Origin of the sequence: Methanocorpusculum petauri (assembly GCF_026891975.1) — an archaeon.
Taxonomy (GTDB): Archaea; Halobacteriota; Methanomicrobia; order Methanomicrobiales; family Methanocorpusculaceae; genus Methanocorpusculum; species Methanocorpusculum petauri.
In genome coordinates this window covers 37,963-55,810 of the sequence record NZ_JAPTGB010000016.1, presented here as the reverse complement: position 1 = coordinate 55,810, position 17,848 = coordinate 37,963, and the positions used below count along the sequence as shown (strand labels likewise).

Below are 17,848 nucleotides of genomic sequence, written 5' to 3'. Positions count from 1 at the left end.
CCCGTCCGCTCGGACGGGAAGGCGAGCGACGAAGAGCAAATGCGATGAGCGAAGCTGTGCCGTCAGGCACATCTGCGTTATCTGCGTTTTCCTTTCATCATGCCCGGCCACCACTCACCCACCAACAGCTTCCAGAAAAAATACCTGCTAAATCAACAACCGCAAAAAACTCTCGAACACATCGCCACAGGCGGGTACTGCCGCCAGATTCCAGTACATAGATTCTTTCCGTGTATTCCGTAAGCCGCGAAGCGGCGGTATTCTGTGTTTTTTTTCCGTGGAATTCCGTGGAGTCTGTGTTTTCCGTGGTTACTCCAAGCGAAACCACACACCAAAAAAACCCCGAACCCATCTCAGGAACAAAACCCCGCGAAGGATTCCATCGGACAACCGGAAAACAATCGGTTTCCTCCATTAACCCTCAAAATCCTCCGGCATTCCTGCCTGCCCTACCTGAAAAATGCATCTCCCCCTGAATCCTCCTATAAGAGGATTCAGTACCCCGCAAAAAAATTCTTTCAGCCGATGATCCGCCGCGCCGCCGCGTACACCGGCAGCTTGAACAGCTTCACAAAGATACCCACCAGCACCGCCGCAATCACCGTCCCCTCCCGGATACCGTACACCGTCGAAAACATCGCGAGCGACAGCACAAGAGAAACAACCACCAGACTCACATCCAGCACAACCTTCGCGGTCCCGAACTCCCCGTGAAACCTGCGGACAGCTGCCGTCAGCATACCCTCACTTGCCATCATCAGCACATTCGGCGCCACCTCAAAACAAATCCCGACACCCAGCAGCACACAGCTCAGCACCACAAGCAGCACCTGCTCCGGATAACTGACCGGAACCAGCCACCCGAGACCCGCGAGCACCAGATCAATAAACACCCCGAACACCACCGCAGCCCCCAGCTGCAACAACTGGATCGCCTCAAACTCCCGCGGCATCAACAGAAACTCAATCAACAGAAAACCCGCATGCAGCAGAATCGTCAGCATCCCCACCGTCAGCGGCACCCCGAGACTCACCACATACGGCAGACTCGAGATCGGCGTAATCCCCATATCCGCACGAATCGACAGGGCAATCCCTGTCGCCATAATAAACAGCCCGAAAATAAAAACCCCATATCTCCGGGCTAATTTGAAATAAACTGACTTCGGTTGCGTGGATATCTATTTGCGGCAAAAGTATTTGGGAATTGGTATTCCAGGCCTGGTTTTTTTCCACAGAGAATAACCAGGGAATACACAGAACACACACCGCTCCCTCATACTCCCTGCTTCGCAGCACTCTGCTGCATATCTCATTTTGTAACCGATGGGTGCGGTTACAAATCTGAGTTTATTAGTTAGTCTGTTTCGGATTCAAATTTGTTTTCGGCGTTTTTTTTATTTTTGTAACCGATGGTTTGGTACTGTGCTCCAAGTTTTTATCAGATTCTTGTACACAGTACGAATTTTGCGGTTACAGCGGTTACAAATTTTGTGAAACCTTTGGATTCTTGTTTATTTTTAATTTTCGGCATTTCCTATTGAGATTTTTGTAACCGGCATACCGGTTACAAATAGTTGAATCCTCAGCAGATAGAATATACTCCTCCCCGCCCGCCCGCATCAGACCCGGAACTATGTCATTCAAAAAAGTGACAACTCTCTTAAACTCCCAAAACAGAAATATCCTCATCATGTCCCCCTCCCCCTTAAGCACACAGGAACTCATCACCCGTCTCACCAAAATCGGCATGGGGGAATACGAAGCAAAAATCTACATCGCCTTATCCACACTCCGCGTTGCAACCGCCCGTGAACTCCATGAAGTCACCCGCATCCCGCGAACCCGCGTATATGACACCCTCTCCTCCCTCATTCAGGAAGGATACGTCGTCCTCCTCAGCGGCCGCCCCGCCCGCTACCATGTCACCGACATTACCGCAACCTTCGAACGCATCAGACGTCAGACACTCACCGAACTCGAAGAACTGGGCAGCGGCCTCGCAACCCTTGCACATGACCCGGAAAACCCATCCATGCGGGCATACGAACTCCACACCACCTACGCCGTCACCCACCAGATTCAGATGATCCTTGGACGGGTAAAAAACGAACTCATTCTTCTCTGCCGTGACCCCTCCCTCCTCAACGAATACACCCCCCTCCTCACCGCCGCCCGCAAACGCGCCGCCGTCTATCTCGTCACCGGCCGGCATCCCGCATCCGGAGAAACACCCAGAACCTGGTACACCGGAAAAAAAGACCTCGAAGAAGGAATCTTCCAAAACAACACCGACACCGACCAGCTCACCATCATCGCCGACCGGCGTGAATCACTCTTCATTCATGCAAAAAATGACGGAGTTGAAGGAATCTTCATCCCGAACGACCCGCGAAACGATTACTTCGCCAGAAAAATCCTCAAAGATCTCATCTCCGCATCAGACAGACACCTTTCTTCGCCGGAACCAGAAACTCCCGACAATGATCACACCAATCCCAAGAGCCGCAACACCACAAACCGCAAACAGACCAGCATACGTACCAACAACAATCAGCAGCGGAACCGCAAGCAGACTTGACGAAAAATTACCCAGGTTCAGGGAAACAGAAAATCCCCCTGTCGCCTTACCCATAACCGGCATCGGCACAATCTCGGAAAGCCACATCGTAATACTCGGCATCAAAAGACCATTCCCGAACCCAATCACCGCAACCGCAGCAACAACAGGTACCAGATCTGACACCACCCCAAGCAGCAGCATCCCTGCCGCCATACACACAAATGCCAGACCAATCACAACCTGCCGGTTCACCCTCCGGACAATCCTCCAGACATTCACCGAAGCCACCATCGAGGCAACTCCCATCAATCCAAGAATAACCCCGCTTATTATTGCAGCATCACTGCCCAGCAGACCCGAGAGAAGATACGGAAGTTTTGTCGGCATCAGGAAAAACAACGCAACACCCAGAAACAGCGTCACATACAGGATCGCAAGCTCCGTCACACTCAGTACCGCAGCAGCACTCGGATTGCCCGGCTCACTCTGATACGGAACGCATTCCCGCTTCGGCTCACGCATCGTCAGAAAAATACCGATCAGAATAACCGCGCCGATAAGATAGATCAAAAAGGATATCCGCCAGGACACACCAGCCAGAAAACCTCCGCCGGTTTCAAGAATCAGCGCACCAATACCCATAGCACCTGCCTGATATCCGAGAACTTTTGTCCGGGTAATCCCCGAATAATACTCGGCAATCAGTGACGTAATTGTCGTCGTAATCCCTCCGATACCAATACCCACTATAAACCGGCCGACAAGAATAGCCTCAAGACTATCAAGATAATATCCCGACGTCCCCGCAACCGTAAACAGCAGAATCGATCCGATCAGAACCGGCAGTCTCCCAATCCGATCAGAAAACGCACCAAGAAGAAAACCGGTCAGTGCCACCGCAAGGGACGGCAGGGTAATAATCAAAGACACCATCGTTTCGGATGCATCCGGAAACGCCGCACTGATCGAAGGAAGTGCCGGAGCAACCGCCGCACCTCCCATCAAAATCAGCGTCGAAGACAACAGGAGAAAAACAAGTGTCCACTTTGTCGGGCAGAAGGATGACCGGCCCTGATTTGCCGGACATGACGCTGCCGCATCGTCTGAAAATTGTTTCTTCATCCATAATTATTCATGTAATTTCCTATAAAGGAATACTGTCACTTTTTCCAATGACACCAAAAAAAGAAAAACCTCAGGAAGAATCCGCCCCGACCATCTGATTAATCAGAATCTCCGCAATATCCGAACTGTACTCACTAATCCTGTGCATACTGTTTGCAATCGTCGTCATCGCAACAGCCTCCTTCACCTTCATCTTCTGTGTCGTCGCCGACAGCGTATGATACTCCGGCAGCAGATCATCCGCCGCTGCAATAATCGCATTCGCCTCCGGAATGCTGTTCGCATAAATCGCCTTAATACTCCGGTTGAAAATATCCAGCGATGCCTCCCCCGCCTTCGTCACCTTCGCAACAACCGTATGATCCACCCGCATATCAATCAGCACCAGCGCCGCCTCCGAAATCGCCACCGCATGATCCCCCACCCGCTCAATAATCCGGGAAATCTGATAATACGTCGCCGCCTTTGCCGGTGCAATCTCCATCCTTCGTGACAGCGCAGGATTTGTCACAATCAGAGAAAACTGCCGGTGTATCAGCCAGTGCAGGCGATCCACATCCGTATCACGTGCAGCCACATCCTCCGCAAGCTCGCGGCGTCCCTGCTCAAGTGCATACAATGCATCCTCATGCATCGCCTTCACAATCACATACATCCGGCGAATCGTATTCTCAAACGGCATCTCGGACGGATTCAGAATATCCTTCAGAATAATACTATTATCACTCTCCTCCGCAACCTCCTGACCGATCGTCATCTGCGTAAACTTGCGTACCACCTGCCGCACCTTCGGCGGAATCCTCCCCGCAGACGTAACACGAATCGTCGTAAACCCGGAAATATATGCACCAATCAGGGATCTGAGCAGCATATCCGGAACCGGATACTCCTTCAGAGAAAACTCCTTAATCCGGATCGTACTGTCATACGTCAGATTCGGCGTCAGCAGAAGTGTCCCGTCCGCCTGCGTAATCACCCCGACCGGATCATTCTTCTCAATCTTCTGCTGGCGTATCCAGCCTTTCGGCAGAGAAATCACATACGATGACCCCCCGGTAACCTGCACTTTCCGAATTTCCATAGATCTTTCATACTATATGTCACAGCCAATATTTATTGACACCCACATATTCTCTATATACTCAATAGATGTATAGAAACTCTGCGTGAAAATTGTGAAGATAGAGATAACCAGAGACTATGTCGATCACCACTATACCTGATAATCCACAACCAAATGAGCGGAAGCTGACAAACAACAACGTCAATCTTCCGGGTGTAATTAGTATGCGTAGCTCAAAACGCTTCAACAAAGCAGGTCTCGCTGCAATCTTTGCAGTCGCCGTCCTCGCTCTTGCCGTCCTCTCGGCTGGATGTGTCAACACTGACACCCCGTCCGGGACTACCGGAACCATCTCGGTTGCCGGCTCCACGACTGTACTTCCTGTTGCCCAGGCAGTAGCCGAAGTATACATGAAAAATCATGCAAACGCTGACATCCAGATCAGCGGCGGCGGCTCCGGCGTCGGAGTAACCACTATCTCCTCCGGAACTGCTGACATCGGCATGCTGTCCCGTGACCTGAAATCCTCCGAAAAGGAAGGCCACAACTTCAAAGAATATATCATCGGACGTGACGGAATCGCCATCATCGCCCACCCGTCCAACAGCGTCTCCGCCCTCACCCTTGCCCAGGTCAAAGACATCTATCAGGGCAAGATCACCAACTGGAAAGAAGTCGGCGGATCAGACACAACAATCGTCCTCGTCGGACGTGACAGTGCCTCCGGAACCCGGGAATTCTTCACCGAGTTCGTCTTAAACAAAGAAGACGCCGCAAAGACCATGCAGGAACTCAACTCCAACGGAGCCGTTCAGCAGAGCGTCGCCCAGACTCCCGGTGCAATCGGTTACGTCTCCCTTGAGTACGTGGACAACACCGTCAAAGCATTCCCCATCGACGGCGTCAAGCCCTCAGTCGCCACCGTCATTGACGGCACCTACACCATCAACCGTCCGCTCCTCATGATCACCGACGGGGAACCAACCGGTCTTGCAAAGAGTTACCTTGACTTCATCCTCTCTGCCGAAGGCCAGAAAATCTTAAGCGACAACGGCTTTGTTCCGGTCAGCGGCAGCAGCACATCTACAGGCGACGTCTCCGGCACAATCTCCCTTGCGGGATCCACCACCGTCCTTCCCGTTGCCCAGGCAGTAGCCGAAGTATACATGAAAAACCATGCAAACGCTGACATCCAGATCAGCGGCGGCGGCTCCGGCGTCGGGGTAACCACCGTCTCCTCCGGAACTGCTGACATCGGCATGCTGTCCCGTGACCTGAAATCCTCCGAAAAGGAAGGCCACAACTTCAAAGAATATATCATCGGACGTGACGGAATCGCCATCATCGCCCACCCGTCCAACAGCGTCTCCGCCCTCACCCTTGCCCAGGTCAAAGACATCTATCAGGGCAAGATCACCAACTGGAAAGAAGTCGGCGGATCAGACACAACAATCGTCCTCGTCGGACGTGACAGTGCCTCCGGAACCCGGGAATTCTTCACCGAGTTCGTCTTAAACAAAGAAGACGCCGCAAAGACCATGCAGGAACTCAACTCCAACGGAGCCGTTCAGCAGAGCGTCGCCCAGACTCCCGGCGCAATCGGCTACGTCTCCCTTGAGTACGTGGACAACACCGTCAAAGCATTCACCATCGACGGCGTCAAGCCCTCGGTCGCCACCGTAATTGACGGCACCTACACCATCAACCGTCCGCTCCTCATGATCACCGACGGTGAACCAACCGGTCTTGCAAAGAGTTACCTTGACTTCATCCTCTCCGCCGAAGGCCAGAAAATCTTAAGCGACAACGGATTCGTCCCGGTCGCATAAACAATCAACCATCTTTTTTTTCGAGGGAACAATGACAGAACACACAAATATCGTAGCCCGCAATCGGGTTATGCGGGAAAAAATTATCAGATCCATCTGGCTGCTTACCGCTTTGATATCGGCTGCTGCCGTTGTATTCATCCTCGGTTATCTGATCTATACTGCTCTTCCCGCCTTTACCGAAGTGGGAATTTTTGAATTCTTATTCAACACGAACTGGAACCCGACCGGCTCCCTCCCCTCCTACGGCGTTGCCGCATTAATTATTGACACACTGCTTGTCACCCTGGGGGCACTGATCTTCGCTATTCCCTTAGGTCTCGCCACTGCCGTGTACCTCTCCTACCTTGCCCCGCCAAAGATCCGCGACGCAGTAAAACCAATCATCGAACTCCTTGCCGGAATTCCGTCAGTCGTGTATGGTTTCTTCGGCATGGTGGTTCTCTGCAACTTTCTGCGGACAACTCTTGACATTCCCAGCGGTTTCTCCTGGCTTGCCGCCTCGGTCATCCTGGGAATCATGGCACTGCCGACAATAGTCTCCGTCTCCGAAGATGCACTGTTTGCTGTTCCCAAAGACTACAAAGAAGCATCCCTCGGTCTGGGCGCAACCTACTGGCACACCATCTCCCGTGTTCTCCTGCCCGCCGCCGCATCCGGAATTTCCGCAGCGATCGTACTTGGTATGGGCCGGGCAATCGGTGAAACCATGGCGGTCATGATGGTTGCCGGAAACGCCGCAATCATCCCTGAACCCATCTGGAACGTTCTTTCGCCGGTCAGAACCCTGACCGCAACCCTTGGTATCGAAATGGCCGAGGTTGCAACCGGCACCATGCACTACTACGCCCTCTTCGGCGTCGCCGTCATTCTGCTGATAATTGCCCTCATCGTAAACCTTGCATCCGCCTGGATTATCAAACGGACACAGACCGGGAGGCGGACTGAACCGCGTCTCTCCGCCGAAAGCAGAAAAAGGCTCAAACTTTTCGCCCTTGCGGTAATCGGTGTGGCATTCTTCTGCTTCCTTGCAGCAGCTCTCGGCATCCTCTCGGCAGTGATCATAGCAGCACTCATTGCCGTCTGGTACTTCGGCCGGGCAAAAATATCCCACCGGATTGCCGAACTGAGTTCGTTTGGTGTCATCTATGCCTGCACCGCCGCCGTCATTCTGATCCTTGCCATCATCCTGCTGGATATCTTCTCAAACGGTCTGCCTGCAATCACGTGGGAGTTCCTCACCCAAAGCCCGAGCGACCTTGGCCGTGCCGGAGGAATTTATCCGGCAATTATCGGAACCCTGCAGCTGGTGGGCGGTGCAATACTTGTCGCACTCCCGATAGGAATCGGTGCGGCGATTTACTTAATCGAGTACTCACGGGAAAACCTCCTGACCCGTGCCCTGCGGACCGGAAACGATCTCTTAAACGGAACCCCTTCCATCGTGTTCGGCCTGTTCGGATTTGCCTTCTTCGTGATCTATCTCAACTGGGGTATCTGTATGCTCGCCGGTCAGATCTGTCTTGCCTTAATGATTCTGCCGACCATTGTCAGAACCACCGAAGAAGCACTAAAATCCGTACCGAATGCACTCCGTGAAGCATCCCTTGGTCTTGGCGCAACCAAATGGCAGACGATCCGCAAAGTCGTCCTGCCGTCTGCTGCCCCCGGTGTTCTCACCGGTGCAATTCTCTCCATCGGCAGAGCCGCAGGGGAAACCGCACCAATCATGTTCACGGCAGTGGTATTTACGAAACGGTTCGTCACCATGGACGTCTCTGACCCTGTTATGGCACTGCCGTTCCACCTGTATGTTCTTTCGACCAGTGTACCGGGCGCGACTGCCCAGCAGTACGGAACTGCCGTTGTGCTGATTGTCCTGGTAATGGTAATCTATCTTGCGGCAATTCTCCTGCGCAGACACTTCCAACAAAAACTTCTGAGATAAATTATGACAAGCGTTATTCAGACACAACATCTGAACCTTTCATACGGTTCAAAACAGGCACTCTTTGACGTGGACTTCCCGTTTGAAGAAAAGAAGGTCACTGCCCTTATCGGCCCGTCCGGTTGCGGAAAGTCTACACTTCTCCGCTGCTTGAACCGGATGAACGATCTTATCCCTTCCTGCAAAATCACCGGAGAAATTCTCTTCCGGGACGCAAATATTCTGGACGCCGACCCGGTCGAACTGCGGAAACAGATCGGCATGGTCTTTCAGCGGCCAAACCCGTTCCCGAAATCTATCTACGACAACATTGCCTACGGCCCCCGTGCCCATGGCGAACGTGACTCCGGCAAACTTGACGCAATTGTGGAGAACAGTCTGAAAGGGGCAGCCCTTTGGGACGAGGTCAAAGACCGGCTGCACGACTCGGCTCTCGGACTTTCCGGAGGACAACAGCAGCGTCTCTGCATCGCACGAACACTTGCGGTAAGCCCTGAAATCATTCTCATGGACGAACCCTGTTCAGCACTGGATCCGATTGCAACCTCAAAGATTGAAACACTGATTACGGATCTGAAGGAGAAGTACACCGTGATCATCGTCACCCACAACATGCAGCAGGCCGCCCGTGTCAGCGACACGACCGGCTTTATGTATCTCGGCAAACTGGTAGAGGTGGACGAGACGAAAAAGATATTCTCCAACCCCGCAGAAGAGCTGACCGAACGCTATGTAACCGGAAGGTTTGGTTAAATGAACGAGTATTTTCATCTGGAACTGGGTTCCTACAAAGATCAGGTAAACTGGTATGGCCGTTTCGCCTTAGGCATGCTGAAAAATTCCCTGATGGCCTTTGAAACGATTGATCGCGAGATTGCCGCCGATGTTGTCCGGCAGAAAGAGTATATTGCAAGTCAGTATGATCTGCTGAACGAACGGGGCGTACTGCTGATTGCACTGAATCAGCCGATGGCAACCGATCTCCGTATTATTGCCTGCAGTCTGGATATGATTACCTCGTCCGAGCGTGTCGGCCGCTACGGAAAAGACATCGGCGAACTTATTGCACAGTTTACGGATCGTGAACATGTTACACCGATTGCAAAAGAGATTACGGAAATGGGCGACGTAACCAATTCGATGCTGGAGATTGTGTACAACTGTTTTGCAACAGGCGAGATTGAACCACTCGGGTCGCTTTCCACTATGGAGAAATCCGTTGACGAAATGTATACGGTCATCTATGATGACTGTGTTACGGCAATGGGGCAGTATGTTTCGGTTGTTCCGCAGTGCAGTGCCTATCATATGATCAACCGGTATCTGGAACGGTGTGCGGATCATGCCTGCCGGATGGGTGAGAAGGTCTATTATATGCAGACCGGCAAGCGGACGTCGATTGATGGTATCAGCCGGATAGGCTGATACGGATCACTTTTTTTTGGTGGATACGCGATCTGTCCCCGGCGTGTATCCGAAAAATAATACTAAAAAGATCAGCGTTTCCGCCGGATAAGCAGTGCAAGAACGCCGAATCCGATGATGATAACGCCGATGAGTGCTATAGTCGGATACTGTTTGATAAGATCCACAAAGACTTCGGAAGCCTTTGCTTCTTTGGAGAGGACGAAGCTGATCTCGTATGTCGTGCCGGCCTCGAATTTGATCGTCTGTTCGTCGTCAAGGTATCCCTCTTTTTTCAGAAGAACTACATGAGTCCCCGGCGCAATTTCGGTCTGGGTGGTGGGGGTGAAGCCTTTGTAGTTGTTGTCGATAAAGATATTGGCCCCGGACGGATTGGAAGAGACGATAAGGGTTGCAACGGTTGGTGTCGGTTTCGGCGTGGGGGTTGTGGTCGGAACTGCGGTGGCCGTGGCAGTCGGAGTTGCCGTTGCGGTCTGGGTCTGCGTTGGTGTTCTGGTTGGTGTTGCCGTAGCGGCTGATGATCCGATTACGACTTTCTTTTCCGCGGTGGAGATGACAACTTTTCCGGTATTTTCCTCGGCGCTGAGGAGACTGAGTTCATCACCAACGGTGTTTGGAGGGACGGTTCCGGTCAGGGTGATAGTTGCAATAATTTCGTGGGAGTAGGAGAGAATGAATCCGTTTATGGAGTAGTATTTCCCGGTACGCTGAAGCGTGGTAAGAGGCGTTCCCTCTACGTGAGTAATTTCACAGGTCCACTTTGCATCAGAGAGATCCGTGGTCAGGTACAACTGGTGATCTGTAGGAAACTCCCGCAAAATAGTGATTTCAAGTTCAGCTGTCACCGTATCTCCCGGCATGAGTATGCCGGACGGAGATACTTTTATGTCGGTGTTTGAATGCCAGGCTGCTGCCGGCATGCAGCAGAATCCGGCAAGGAGGAGTACTGCAAGGATGCAGAGGATTAGTTTCTGGTATTTCATCGGAGTCACACACTTCGTTTGAATATCTCTTTTCTTTCATTCGGGAGGCTATATATTTTCTGACGGACACAGCTCTGCACCTTTCTTCCCGGACCGCCGGCAAAACACAGTTGTACAAGAGAGGGGAACATATCCAACATCGTGGTGGGAAAAGAGATCTGCGATGGCAGGGAACAATCTCCCTACTATACCAAATCCTGATCTCCGGACTGTACGTCAATCATCTCTCCCGCAGATGTATACGGACCCGACGGCAGCAGGCAATACAACCTCCGAAAACTACCGCTACAGATTGAAAATTCTAAAAAAAGTATTATTTAAAGAAGCCGCGCTTCTTTTTCTTCTCATCCTTCGGTGCATCCGACCCGGGAGAACTCTTCGGCTCTTTTGCGTCCTTCGTCTTCGATGCATTCCCTTCCGCTGCAAGAAGCTGCTCATACAGCTCCCGCTCGGTTGCGGAGAGCTTCTTCGGCGTTGCAATTACAATCCGCACCAGAAGACTTCCGAAATTACCGCGTCTCCTGACACCCTCACCCGGAATCCGCAGACGCGTTCCGTAGGAAATTCCTGCCGGAACCTTCAGCGACACCTTCTTCTTATCCAGCGTCTCGATCAGAACCTCGCAGCCAAGAGCCGCCTGGGCAGGTGTAATCTCATACTGCGTCACCAGATTATCATCCTCGCGATCGAACCGCGAGTTTGGCATCACGCGGACTTCAATATAGAGATCTCCGTTCGACGCCCCGTAATCTCCGGCCTCGCCATAGCCCTCCATCCGCAGACGCATCCCGGATTCAATACCCGGAGGGACGTGCACCGTGACTTTTCGCCGAACCTTCGTTCTGCCGGTACCGTTACATTTCCGGCACACTGACTCCGGAATCTTTCCGCGGCCTCCGCAGTTCGGACACGGGGCAGCCGTCACCATCTGGCCGAAGATCGAATTTCTGACCTGCTTGATCTGACCGGTTCCGCCGCACTTCGGGCATGTCGTGGTCTTCTTCGTCGAACTGCCCGTTCCGTCACAGTCCGGACACTGCTCGGTGTGCATCACCTCGATCTCCTTCTGCGCACCAAAGACCGCATCCTCAAGACTGATCTGAATACGCATCAGAAGATCATCACCCTGACGGGGGCCGGAACGCCGTCCGCCACCGCCGAAGAACGAATCAAAGATATCTCCGAACCCGGAGAAATCGGCATTAAACCCTGCACCGCCCGGGCCTCCGCCGTAGCTTCCCTTCGACGCATTCGTAAAGTTCTCATGTCCCAGCTGATCGTACTGGCGGCGCTTTGACTCATCCGACAGCACCGCATACGCCTCATTGATCGACTTGAACTTCTCCTCGGCGCCTGCTTCCTTACAGACGTCAGGGTGATACTTCTTGGCGAGGTTCCGGTATGCCTTTTTGATGTCCGTCTCCGTCGCATTGCGGGGAACACCCAAGACATCATAGTACGATTCCGAACCCATTGTCATTCACCTGAAAAGAAGGGGTTTAGTCCTTCTTCACTTCGTAGTCCGCGTCAACCACGTTGTCATCCTGCTTGGCACCTGCATCACAGTCGCCGCCGCAGGTTCCGTCACAGCCCGCGTTTGCGCCTGCTGCGCCCGCCGCGGCCTGCTGTTCCTGCTGAACTTTCTGATACATCTTCGAGGTCACCGCAAACACAACCTCCTGCAGAGCATCCATCTTTGCTTTGATGTCCTCGGTTGCCGCGTCTTCTTTTGCCAGCACCTCTTTGAGTTCGCCTGCGGCCTTCTCGATATTTTCCTTATCCTCAGCCTCGATCTTGTCGGCGGTCTCTTTGTCATTCACGAGTTTTTCTGCGGCATAGACAGCGTTGTCTGCGTTGTTGCGCAGCTCAATCTCTTCGCGGCGCTTCTTGTCCTCTTCCTCATACTGCTTTGCATCGTTGACCATCTTGTCGATCTCATCACTGTTGAGATCCTTTCTGCCGGTGATGGTCATCGACTGCTCATGACCGGTTCCGAGATCCTTTGCAGAGACGTGAACGATACCGTTTGCATCGATATCAAACGTCACCTCAATCTGCGGCATTCCGCGTGGTGCCGGCGGGATACCGGTCAGCTGGAACTTGCCGAGACTGAAGTTGTCGCGGGCGAACTGACGCTCTCCCTGCACGACATGGATCTCAACGGAGGTCTGGTTATCAGCTGCCGTACTGAAGATCTGGCTCTTTCGAGTCGGAATGGTGGTGTTTCTCTCGATGAGTTTGGTTGCAATACCGCCGAGCGTTTCAATGCCGAGGGTCAGCGGGGTCACGTCGAGAAGCACGACGTCTTTGGTCTCGCCGGTCAGAACAGCACCCTGCACGGCTGCACCGAGCGCAACACACTCGTCCGGATTGATGTTCTTGTCCGGTTCTTTGCCGAGGAGTTTTCTGACGGTGTCAACAACGACCGGTACACGGGTGGAACCGCCGACAAGAAGCACATGGTCAATATCGGATGCGGAGAGGCCTGCATCGCTTAATGCCTGTTTGACCGGCTCGACCGTCTTCTGGACGAGGTCGTCGATGAGCTGCTCGAACTTTGCCCGGGTCAGATCAATGTCAAGGTGTTTCGGACCGGAAGCGTCTGCGGTGATGTACGGCAGGTTGATGTTTGCCTTCTGTAAGGACGAAAGTTCGATCTTTGCCTTTTCGGCTGCGTCCTTTAACCGCTGCATGGCGACCGGGTCCTTTCTGAGGTCAACGCCTTCCTTCTTCTTGAACTCGTCGGCGAGGTAGTCGATAACTCTCTGGTCAAAGTCGTCACCGCCGAGACGGTTGTTTCCGGCGGTTGCCTTGACTTCGAAGAGACCGTCGTCAAGGGTCAGGATGGAGACATCGAATGTTCCTCCGCCAAGGTCATAGACGAGAACGGTTACTTCGTTCTCTTTCTCCAGTCCGTAGGCAAGAGCGGATGCGGTTGGTTCGTTGATGATACGAAGAACCTCAAGGCCTGCGATCTTTCCTGCGTCTTTGGTTGCCTGACGCTGTGCATCATTGAAGTATGCCGGGACGGTGATGACTGCTTTCTGGACTTTTTCTCCGAGATATGCTTCCGCATCCATCTTGAGCTTCTGCAGAATCATTGCGGAGATTTCCTGCGGGGAGTACTTCTTGCCGTCAATGTCAACGTGATAGTCGGTACCCATGTGCCGTTTAATCGAACTGATGGTTCGTCCCGGGTTGGTGATTGCCTGACGTTTTGCAACGTTGCCGACGAGACGCTCGCCGTCTTTGGAGAAGCCGACGACGGACGGCGTAGTCCGGAATCCTTCCGCGTTTGCAATGACGATCGGGCTTCCGCCTTCCATGACGGCAAGACAGGAGTTGGTTGTTCCAAGGTCGATTCCAATTACTTTGTTACTGATTTTATCTGCCAATTGATTCACCTTTGTGAAGTATTCATTCGTTTCCACGTGATACGGCAACTTTTGCATGACGGAGCACTTTGTCATGCATGGTGTAGCCGCGTATTGCTTCGTCGATGACGGTGCCTTCGGGCGAGTCGGACGGGATGTGGGCAACTGCTTCGTGCCGGTTCGGGTCAAACTGGGATCCTTCGGCATTCATGGGTTCTACACCGTTGCGGGAAAGGACGGAGGTATACAGTTTGTGTATCTGTTCCAGTCCTGACCGGAGATCGTCGTCACTGCCTTTGAGTGCACGTTCGAAGTTGTCTAAAACGTCAAGCATGTCGCGGGCAAACTTTTCGTTCGCGTAGCGAACGGTGTTTTCTGCATCACGCTGGGTGCGTTTTTTGTAATTTTCAAACTCTGCGACGAGACGGAGATACCGGTCGTTGAGCTCATCATATTTTCTGGTGAGTTCGGTAACCGGATCAACCGGAGTCTCTTCAACGGTAGTCACCGGAGTTTCCTCTGCCGCCGGTTTTTCTTCTGCCGGGGTTTTCGTTTTTTTCTCCATGGTAATTACCTGATACTTATACAACTAATTATTTGTATTGCGGTTCTATATAAATATTTGTTTCAGGTGTGTTTGCGGATATTTGGTAGTTTTGCAAATGAAGATGTTTACACGCGAATTCCAAAAATTCAGATCAAAACGACAGTTACCAATGGTAAGGGAGCGCGAAGAGGATCTTATGATACAGGTTTATCCGGATCGGTGTCAGGATCTTTTTTCCGGTAGAGTTTTCCGAGTTTCCAGCAGAGGACAGCAAGGGCAACTGCGGTGGTGACGGGGAAGAGGAAGTGCAGCCAGCCGCGGAAGGTGTTGACGTGTTCTGCGGGAATGGTTTGCAGGGGCGATCCTTCGTAGGTATGCATTTTGAGGATGGCGGCATCAACTATCGGCATACCGTAGGTTTCAAAGAGCGAGCTGAGGAGAACGTCGGCGGCAAATACCGCAAGAAAACAGCAGGTGGCAACTGCTATCCAGAGCCTGCGGATCGTTTTTCCCATGATGTTTGTATCGGTATCGATTCTGCATAAATGTTTTCCCGTTGGTTATTCCAAAGAAATCTACGTACCAAACATCCCGAAACCGGAAATCATTTTTTGTTCGGAAAAATTCTTACTCATCCAGTAAGCGTCTTAGCCCAGGTTTTGGAACAAAGTCAGAGTTTCACGAGAGTTTATCCCCCCTGACGATCAATGGTACTACCGCATGACCGAAACGGCAGCACACAATATGACAGATTACGAGGAAACCTATTCCACGTTTTCTATTGCCGTGCCGGAGTATTACAACTTCGGGTTCGACGTAGTCGATGCATGGGCGAAGAAAGACAGAAACAAGCTCGCTATGATCTGGACAAATCAGAAAGGAGAGGAGAAGTACTTTACTTTCCGCCATATGATGAATCTGTCCAATCAGATTGCAAATATGATGTTTAAGCAGAACATCGGCAAGGGCGACCGTGTGATGATTCTGCTGCCGCGGGTTCCGGAATGGTGGACCTTTGCGATTGCAGCAATTAAGATCGGTGCTGTGTTTTGTCCGTCTCCCTGTATTCTTACTCCGCACGACCTGAAGTACCGTATTAATCAGGGCAAGTTCAAGATGATTGTGACGGATATGGAAAACTCCTGGAAAATTGAGGAGATCCTGTCCGAGTGTCCGACACTTCAGGTGAAGTTTCTGACGGACGGCGGGCTGCCCGGATGGATTAATTATCAGACGGAGCTTGTCCACCCGGCACCTGCGTCCACGAAGCTGATTCCGCTGGCACGAAGTATCCGTACGAAGGCAACCGATCCGATGCTGATTTTCTTTTCGTCGGGAACGACCGGCGAACCGAAGATGGTTCTGCATACGCATGCCTATCCGCTGGGGCATATTGTGACGGGCCGGTTCTGGTATGATCTGACGGAGACTGATCTGCACTTTACGGTTGCGGATACGGGATGGGGCAAATCATCCTGGGGTAAGTTTTACGGGCCATGGGTACAGGGTGCTTGTGTGTTTGTGTATGATTACCGCGGGAAGTTTAATGCAACCGAGCTTCTGCCGCTGATTCAGAAGTATGAGATTACGACGTTTTGTGCGCCGCCGACGATTTACCGGATGCTGATCCTGGCGGATCTTGCGGCGTTTGATTTCTCCGAGCTGCGGCACTGTGTGTCGGCAGGAGAGGCGCTGAATCCTGAGGTTACCCGTGTCTGGGAGGAGGCGACCGGCAAGACGATCTATGAGGCGTATGGTCAGACGGAGACGGTGATGGTTATCGGGACGTTCCCGTGTATTCCGAATAAGCCGGGGTCGATCGGGAAGCCTGCGCCGGGATGGTGCGTGCAGCTGCATGATGAGGAGGGCAATGAGGTGCCGGCCGGTGAGGAGGGGAAGATTGCGATCAAGACGCAGGATCCCAGTCCGGTGGGTCTCTTTAAGGAGTATCTGGATAATCCCGAGGCGACGTCTTCGGTGTTTGTGAACGGCTGGTATTATACGGGTGATAAGGCGGTGAAGGATGAGGAGGGTTACTTCTGGTTCATGGGCCGCGATGATGATATCATTAAGAGTTCGGGATACCGGATTGGTCCAAGCGAGGTGGAGTCTGCACTGATTGAGCATCCGGCAGTGAAGGAGTCTGCGGTTGTGGGCAGTCCGGATCCGATTCGCGGGGTGATCGTGAAGGCGTTTGTGATCCTGAAGGACGGCTGGAAGCCGTCGGATGAGCTGGTGAAGGAACTTCAGAATCATGTGAAGAAGACGACTGCACCGTATAAGTATCCGCGTGCGGTTGAGTTCGTGGAGGATCTGCCGAAGACGATCTCGGGTAAGGTGCGGAGGGTTGAGCTGCGTGACCGCGAGATGAAGCGGTATCAGGCTCTCCACCATAATGATCCGGAGTCGGATTCCGGGTCACCATAATTGTTTTCTTTTTTGTGCAGCATTTTTGTTGGCAGCGGGGGGTACGTGTGTCCTCTCTGATGCTTCGGTACTCCGGCATTGTCCGTATACTATAATGGATGTGACAGGGGAATACGTGGTTTGGACAGAGAGATGTTGTACCTTTTTTCGGGTATTGGCTGCGGTCGTTTGTCAGTGCCCGTAATATTTCAGCCTGCGATATGTGGGTAGCTGATGAAGAAAGATGTACTGCCGAATAGAGATGTTCCGGCAGCGTGCGGGTTATTCGTATCCGAGCATGCGTTTGACCCTTTGTTCGAGTTTTTTGTATTCGGGGGAGTCATGGATGGCACGCCGGAGTGCTTGGGTCTGATATTCGCGGGAAAATTCTTCGCAGGCTTCGGTGACGATGCTGGCTACGGAGGTGTCGCCGCGGGAGAGAGCAATCTCTTCGAAGAGTGCATAGGCCTCCGGCGTCAGGCGTGCATAGACTTTGATCCGTTTGTTTTTTGCGGCAGACAAACTCCCTTTTCTCATTCCGGATAATCATACTATTTTGTGGAATATATTAATTCTTGTCAAATT

General features: G+C 52.3%; 15 protein-coding genes and 1 pseudogene. 6 read left to right on the top strand and 10 right to left on the bottom strand.

The features are described from left to right. Window positions 1-97 precede the first annotated feature (97 nt). Both O0S10_RS07920 and O0S10_RS07915 read right to left on the bottom strand, forming a co-directional pair. On the bottom strand, window positions 98-415 hold the full coding sequence (locus tag O0S10_RS07920) for a hypothetical protein (RefSeq protein ID WP_268925340.1): 318 nt from the start codon (window positions 413-415) through the stop codon (window positions 98-100). Window positions 416-518: 103 nt separating this feature from the next. Further along, on the bottom strand, window positions 519-1,181 hold the full coding sequence (locus O0S10_RS07915; RefSeq protein WP_483869630.1) for a YczE/YyaS/YitT family protein: 663 nt from the start codon (window positions 1,179-1,181) through the stop codon (window positions 519-521). Between the two features lie 455 nt (window positions 1,182-1,636). Here O0S10_RS07915 and O0S10_RS07910 point away from each other — a divergent pair. Beyond that, a pseudogene (locus tag O0S10_RS07910) lies at window positions 1,637-1,921 on the top strand (TrmB family transcriptional regulator); the annotation flags it as partial. Between the two features lie 519 nt (window positions 1,922-2,440). On the opposite strand, the gene O0S10_RS07905 reads toward O0S10_RS07910, so the two are convergent. Together O0S10_RS07905 and O0S10_RS07900 are read right to left on the bottom strand one after the other, a co-directional pair. After that, on the bottom strand, window positions 2,441-3,685 hold the full coding sequence (locus O0S10_RS07905; RefSeq protein WP_268925339.1) for an MFS transporter: 1,245 nt from the start codon (window positions 3,683-3,685) through the stop codon (window positions 2,441-2,443). A gap of 73 nt (window positions 3,686-3,758) precedes the next feature. Further along, on the bottom strand, window positions 3,759-4,769 hold the full coding sequence (locus tag O0S10_RS07900; RefSeq protein WP_268925338.1) for a phosphate signaling complex PhoU family protein: 1,011 nt from the start codon (window positions 4,767-4,769) through the stop codon (window positions 3,759-3,761). Window positions 4,770-4,975: 206 nt separating this feature from the next. On the opposite strand from O0S10_RS07900, the gene O0S10_RS10510 reads away from it, so the two are divergent. The 4 genes from O0S10_RS10510 to O0S10_RS07875 are packed head-to-tail and all read left to right on the top strand — an operon-like array spanning window position 4,976 to window position 9,953. Further along, window positions 4,976-6,580 (top strand): phosphate ABC transporter substrate-binding protein, encoded by a 1,605-nt coding sequence (locus O0S10_RS10510; RefSeq protein WP_338148563.1) that lies wholly within the window; start codon window positions 4,976-4,978, stop codon window positions 6,578-6,580. A 31-nt stretch (window positions 6,581-6,611) separates the two neighbouring features. Next, window positions 6,612-8,528 (top strand): phosphate ABC transporter permease PstA, encoded by a 1,917-nt coding sequence (gene pstA, locus O0S10_RS07885; RefSeq protein WP_268925337.1) that lies wholly within the window; start codon window positions 6,612-6,614, stop codon window positions 8,526-8,528. A 3-nt stretch (window positions 8,529-8,531) separates the two neighbouring features. Next, window positions 8,532-9,281, top strand: coding sequence for a phosphate ABC transporter ATP-binding protein PstB (gene pstB / locus O0S10_RS07880; protein WP_268925336.1), 750 nt, complete (start codon window positions 8,532-8,534; stop codon window positions 9,279-9,281). Then, complete coding sequence (locus O0S10_RS07875) at window positions 9,282-9,953, top strand: phosphate signaling complex PhoU family protein (protein ID WP_268925335.1); 672 nt, start codon at window positions 9,282-9,284, stop codon at window positions 9,951-9,953. A 71-nt stretch (window positions 9,954-10,024) separates the two neighbouring features. Here the strand turns inward: O0S10_RS07875 and O0S10_RS07870 are convergent, their stop codons facing one another. The 5 genes from O0S10_RS07870 to O0S10_RS07850 form a co-directional block, all read right to left on the bottom strand. Continuing rightward, window positions 10,025-10,936 carry a PEGA domain-containing protein gene (locus tag O0S10_RS07870; RefSeq protein WP_268925334.1) on the bottom strand — a complete coding sequence of 304 codons (912 nt, stop codon included), beginning with the start codon at window positions 10,934-10,936 and terminating at the stop codon, window positions 10,025-10,027. A gap of 313 nt (window positions 10,937-11,249) precedes the next feature. Beyond that, window positions 11,250-12,410: a molecular chaperone DnaJ gene (gene dnaJ, locus O0S10_RS07865; RefSeq protein ID WP_268925333.1), complete on the bottom strand. Its 1,161-nt coding sequence runs from the start codon at window positions 12,408-12,410 to the stop codon at window positions 11,250-11,252. Window positions 12,411-12,435: 25 nt separating this feature from the next. Beyond that, complete coding sequence (dnaK, locus tag O0S10_RS07860) at window positions 12,436-14,262, bottom strand: molecular chaperone DnaK (RefSeq protein ID WP_425438311.1); 1,827 nt, start codon at window positions 14,260-14,262, stop codon at window positions 12,436-12,438. Window positions 14,263-14,353: 91 nt separating this feature from the next. After that, window positions 14,354-14,875, bottom strand: a complete 522-nt coding sequence (locus tag O0S10_RS07855; protein ID WP_268925331.1) for a nucleotide exchange factor GrpE — start codon at window positions 14,873-14,875, stop codon at window positions 14,354-14,356. A 176-nt stretch (window positions 14,876-15,051) separates the two neighbouring features. Then, window positions 15,052-15,372 (bottom strand): hypothetical protein, encoded by a 321-nt coding sequence (locus tag O0S10_RS07850; RefSeq protein ID WP_268925330.1) that lies wholly within the window; start codon window positions 15,370-15,372, stop codon window positions 15,052-15,054. 205 nt (window positions 15,373-15,577) lie between these two features. Here O0S10_RS07850 and O0S10_RS07845 point away from each other — a divergent pair, with 205 nt between their 5' ends. Further along, window positions 15,578-17,284 (top strand): AMP-binding protein, encoded by a 1,707-nt coding sequence (locus tag O0S10_RS07845; protein ID WP_268925329.1) that lies wholly within the window; start codon window positions 15,578-15,580, stop codon window positions 17,282-17,284. Between the two features lie 261 nt (window positions 17,285-17,545). Here the strand turns inward: O0S10_RS07845 and O0S10_RS07840 are convergent, their stop codons facing one another. Next, on the bottom strand, window positions 17,546-17,800 hold the full coding sequence (locus tag O0S10_RS07840; RefSeq protein WP_268922714.1) for a hypothetical protein: 255 nt from the start codon (window positions 17,798-17,800) through the stop codon (window positions 17,546-17,548). Window positions 17,801-17,848: the final 48 nt, after the last annotated feature.

Bases quoted from the DNA above. Each gene is read 5' to 3' on its own strand.
- O0S10_RS07920 (WP_268925340.1), bottom strand. From the start codon at position 415: ATGGAGGAAACCGATTGTTTTCCGGTTGTCCGATGGAATCCTTCGCGG.
- dnaK (WP_425438311.1), bottom strand. From the start codon at position 14,262: ATGGAAGGCGGAAGCCCGATCGTCATTGCAAACGCGGAAGGATTCCGG.
- dnaJ (WP_268925333.1), bottom strand. From the start codon at position 12,410: ATGGGTTCGGAATCGTACTATGATGTCTTGGGTGTTCCCCGCAATGCG.
- pstB (WP_268925336.1), top strand. From the start codon at position 8,532: ATGACAAGCGTTATTCAGACACAACATCTGAACCTTTCATACGGTTCA.
- O0S10_RS07870 (WP_268925334.1), bottom strand. From the start codon at position 10,936: ATGAAATACCAGAAACTAATCCTCTGCATCCTTGCAGTACTCCTCCTT.
- O0S10_RS07840 (WP_268922714.1), bottom strand. From the start codon at position 17,800: ATGAGAAAAGGGAGTTTGTCTGCCGCAAAAAACAAACGGATCAAAGTC.
- O0S10_RS10510 (WP_338148563.1), top strand. From the start codon at position 4,976: ATGCGTAGCTCAAAACGCTTCAACAAAGCAGGTCTCGCTGCAATCTTT.
- O0S10_RS07845 (WP_268925329.1), top strand. From the start codon at position 15,578: ATGACCGAAACGGCAGCACACAATATGACAGATTACGAGGAAACCTAT.
- O0S10_RS07855 (WP_268925331.1), bottom strand. From the start codon at position 14,875: ATGGAGAAAAAAACGAAAACCCCGGCAGAAGAAAAACCGGCGGCAGAG.
- O0S10_RS07900 (WP_268925338.1), bottom strand. From the start codon at position 4,769: ATGGAAATTCGGAAAGTGCAGGTTACCGGGGGGTCATCGTATGTGATT.
- O0S10_RS07850 (WP_268925330.1), bottom strand. From the start codon at position 15,372: ATGGGAAAAACGATCCGCAGGCTCTGGATAGCAGTTGCCACCTGCTGT.
- O0S10_RS07875 (WP_268925335.1), top strand. From the start codon at position 9,282: ATGAACGAGTATTTTCATCTGGAACTGGGTTCCTACAAAGATCAGGTA.
- O0S10_RS07905 (WP_268925339.1), bottom strand. From the start codon at position 3,685: ATGAAGAAACAATTTTCAGACGATGCGGCAGCGTCATGTCCGGCAAAT.
- pstA (WP_268925337.1), top strand. From the start codon at position 6,612: ATGACAGAACACACAAATATCGTAGCCCGCAATCGGGTTATGCGGGAA.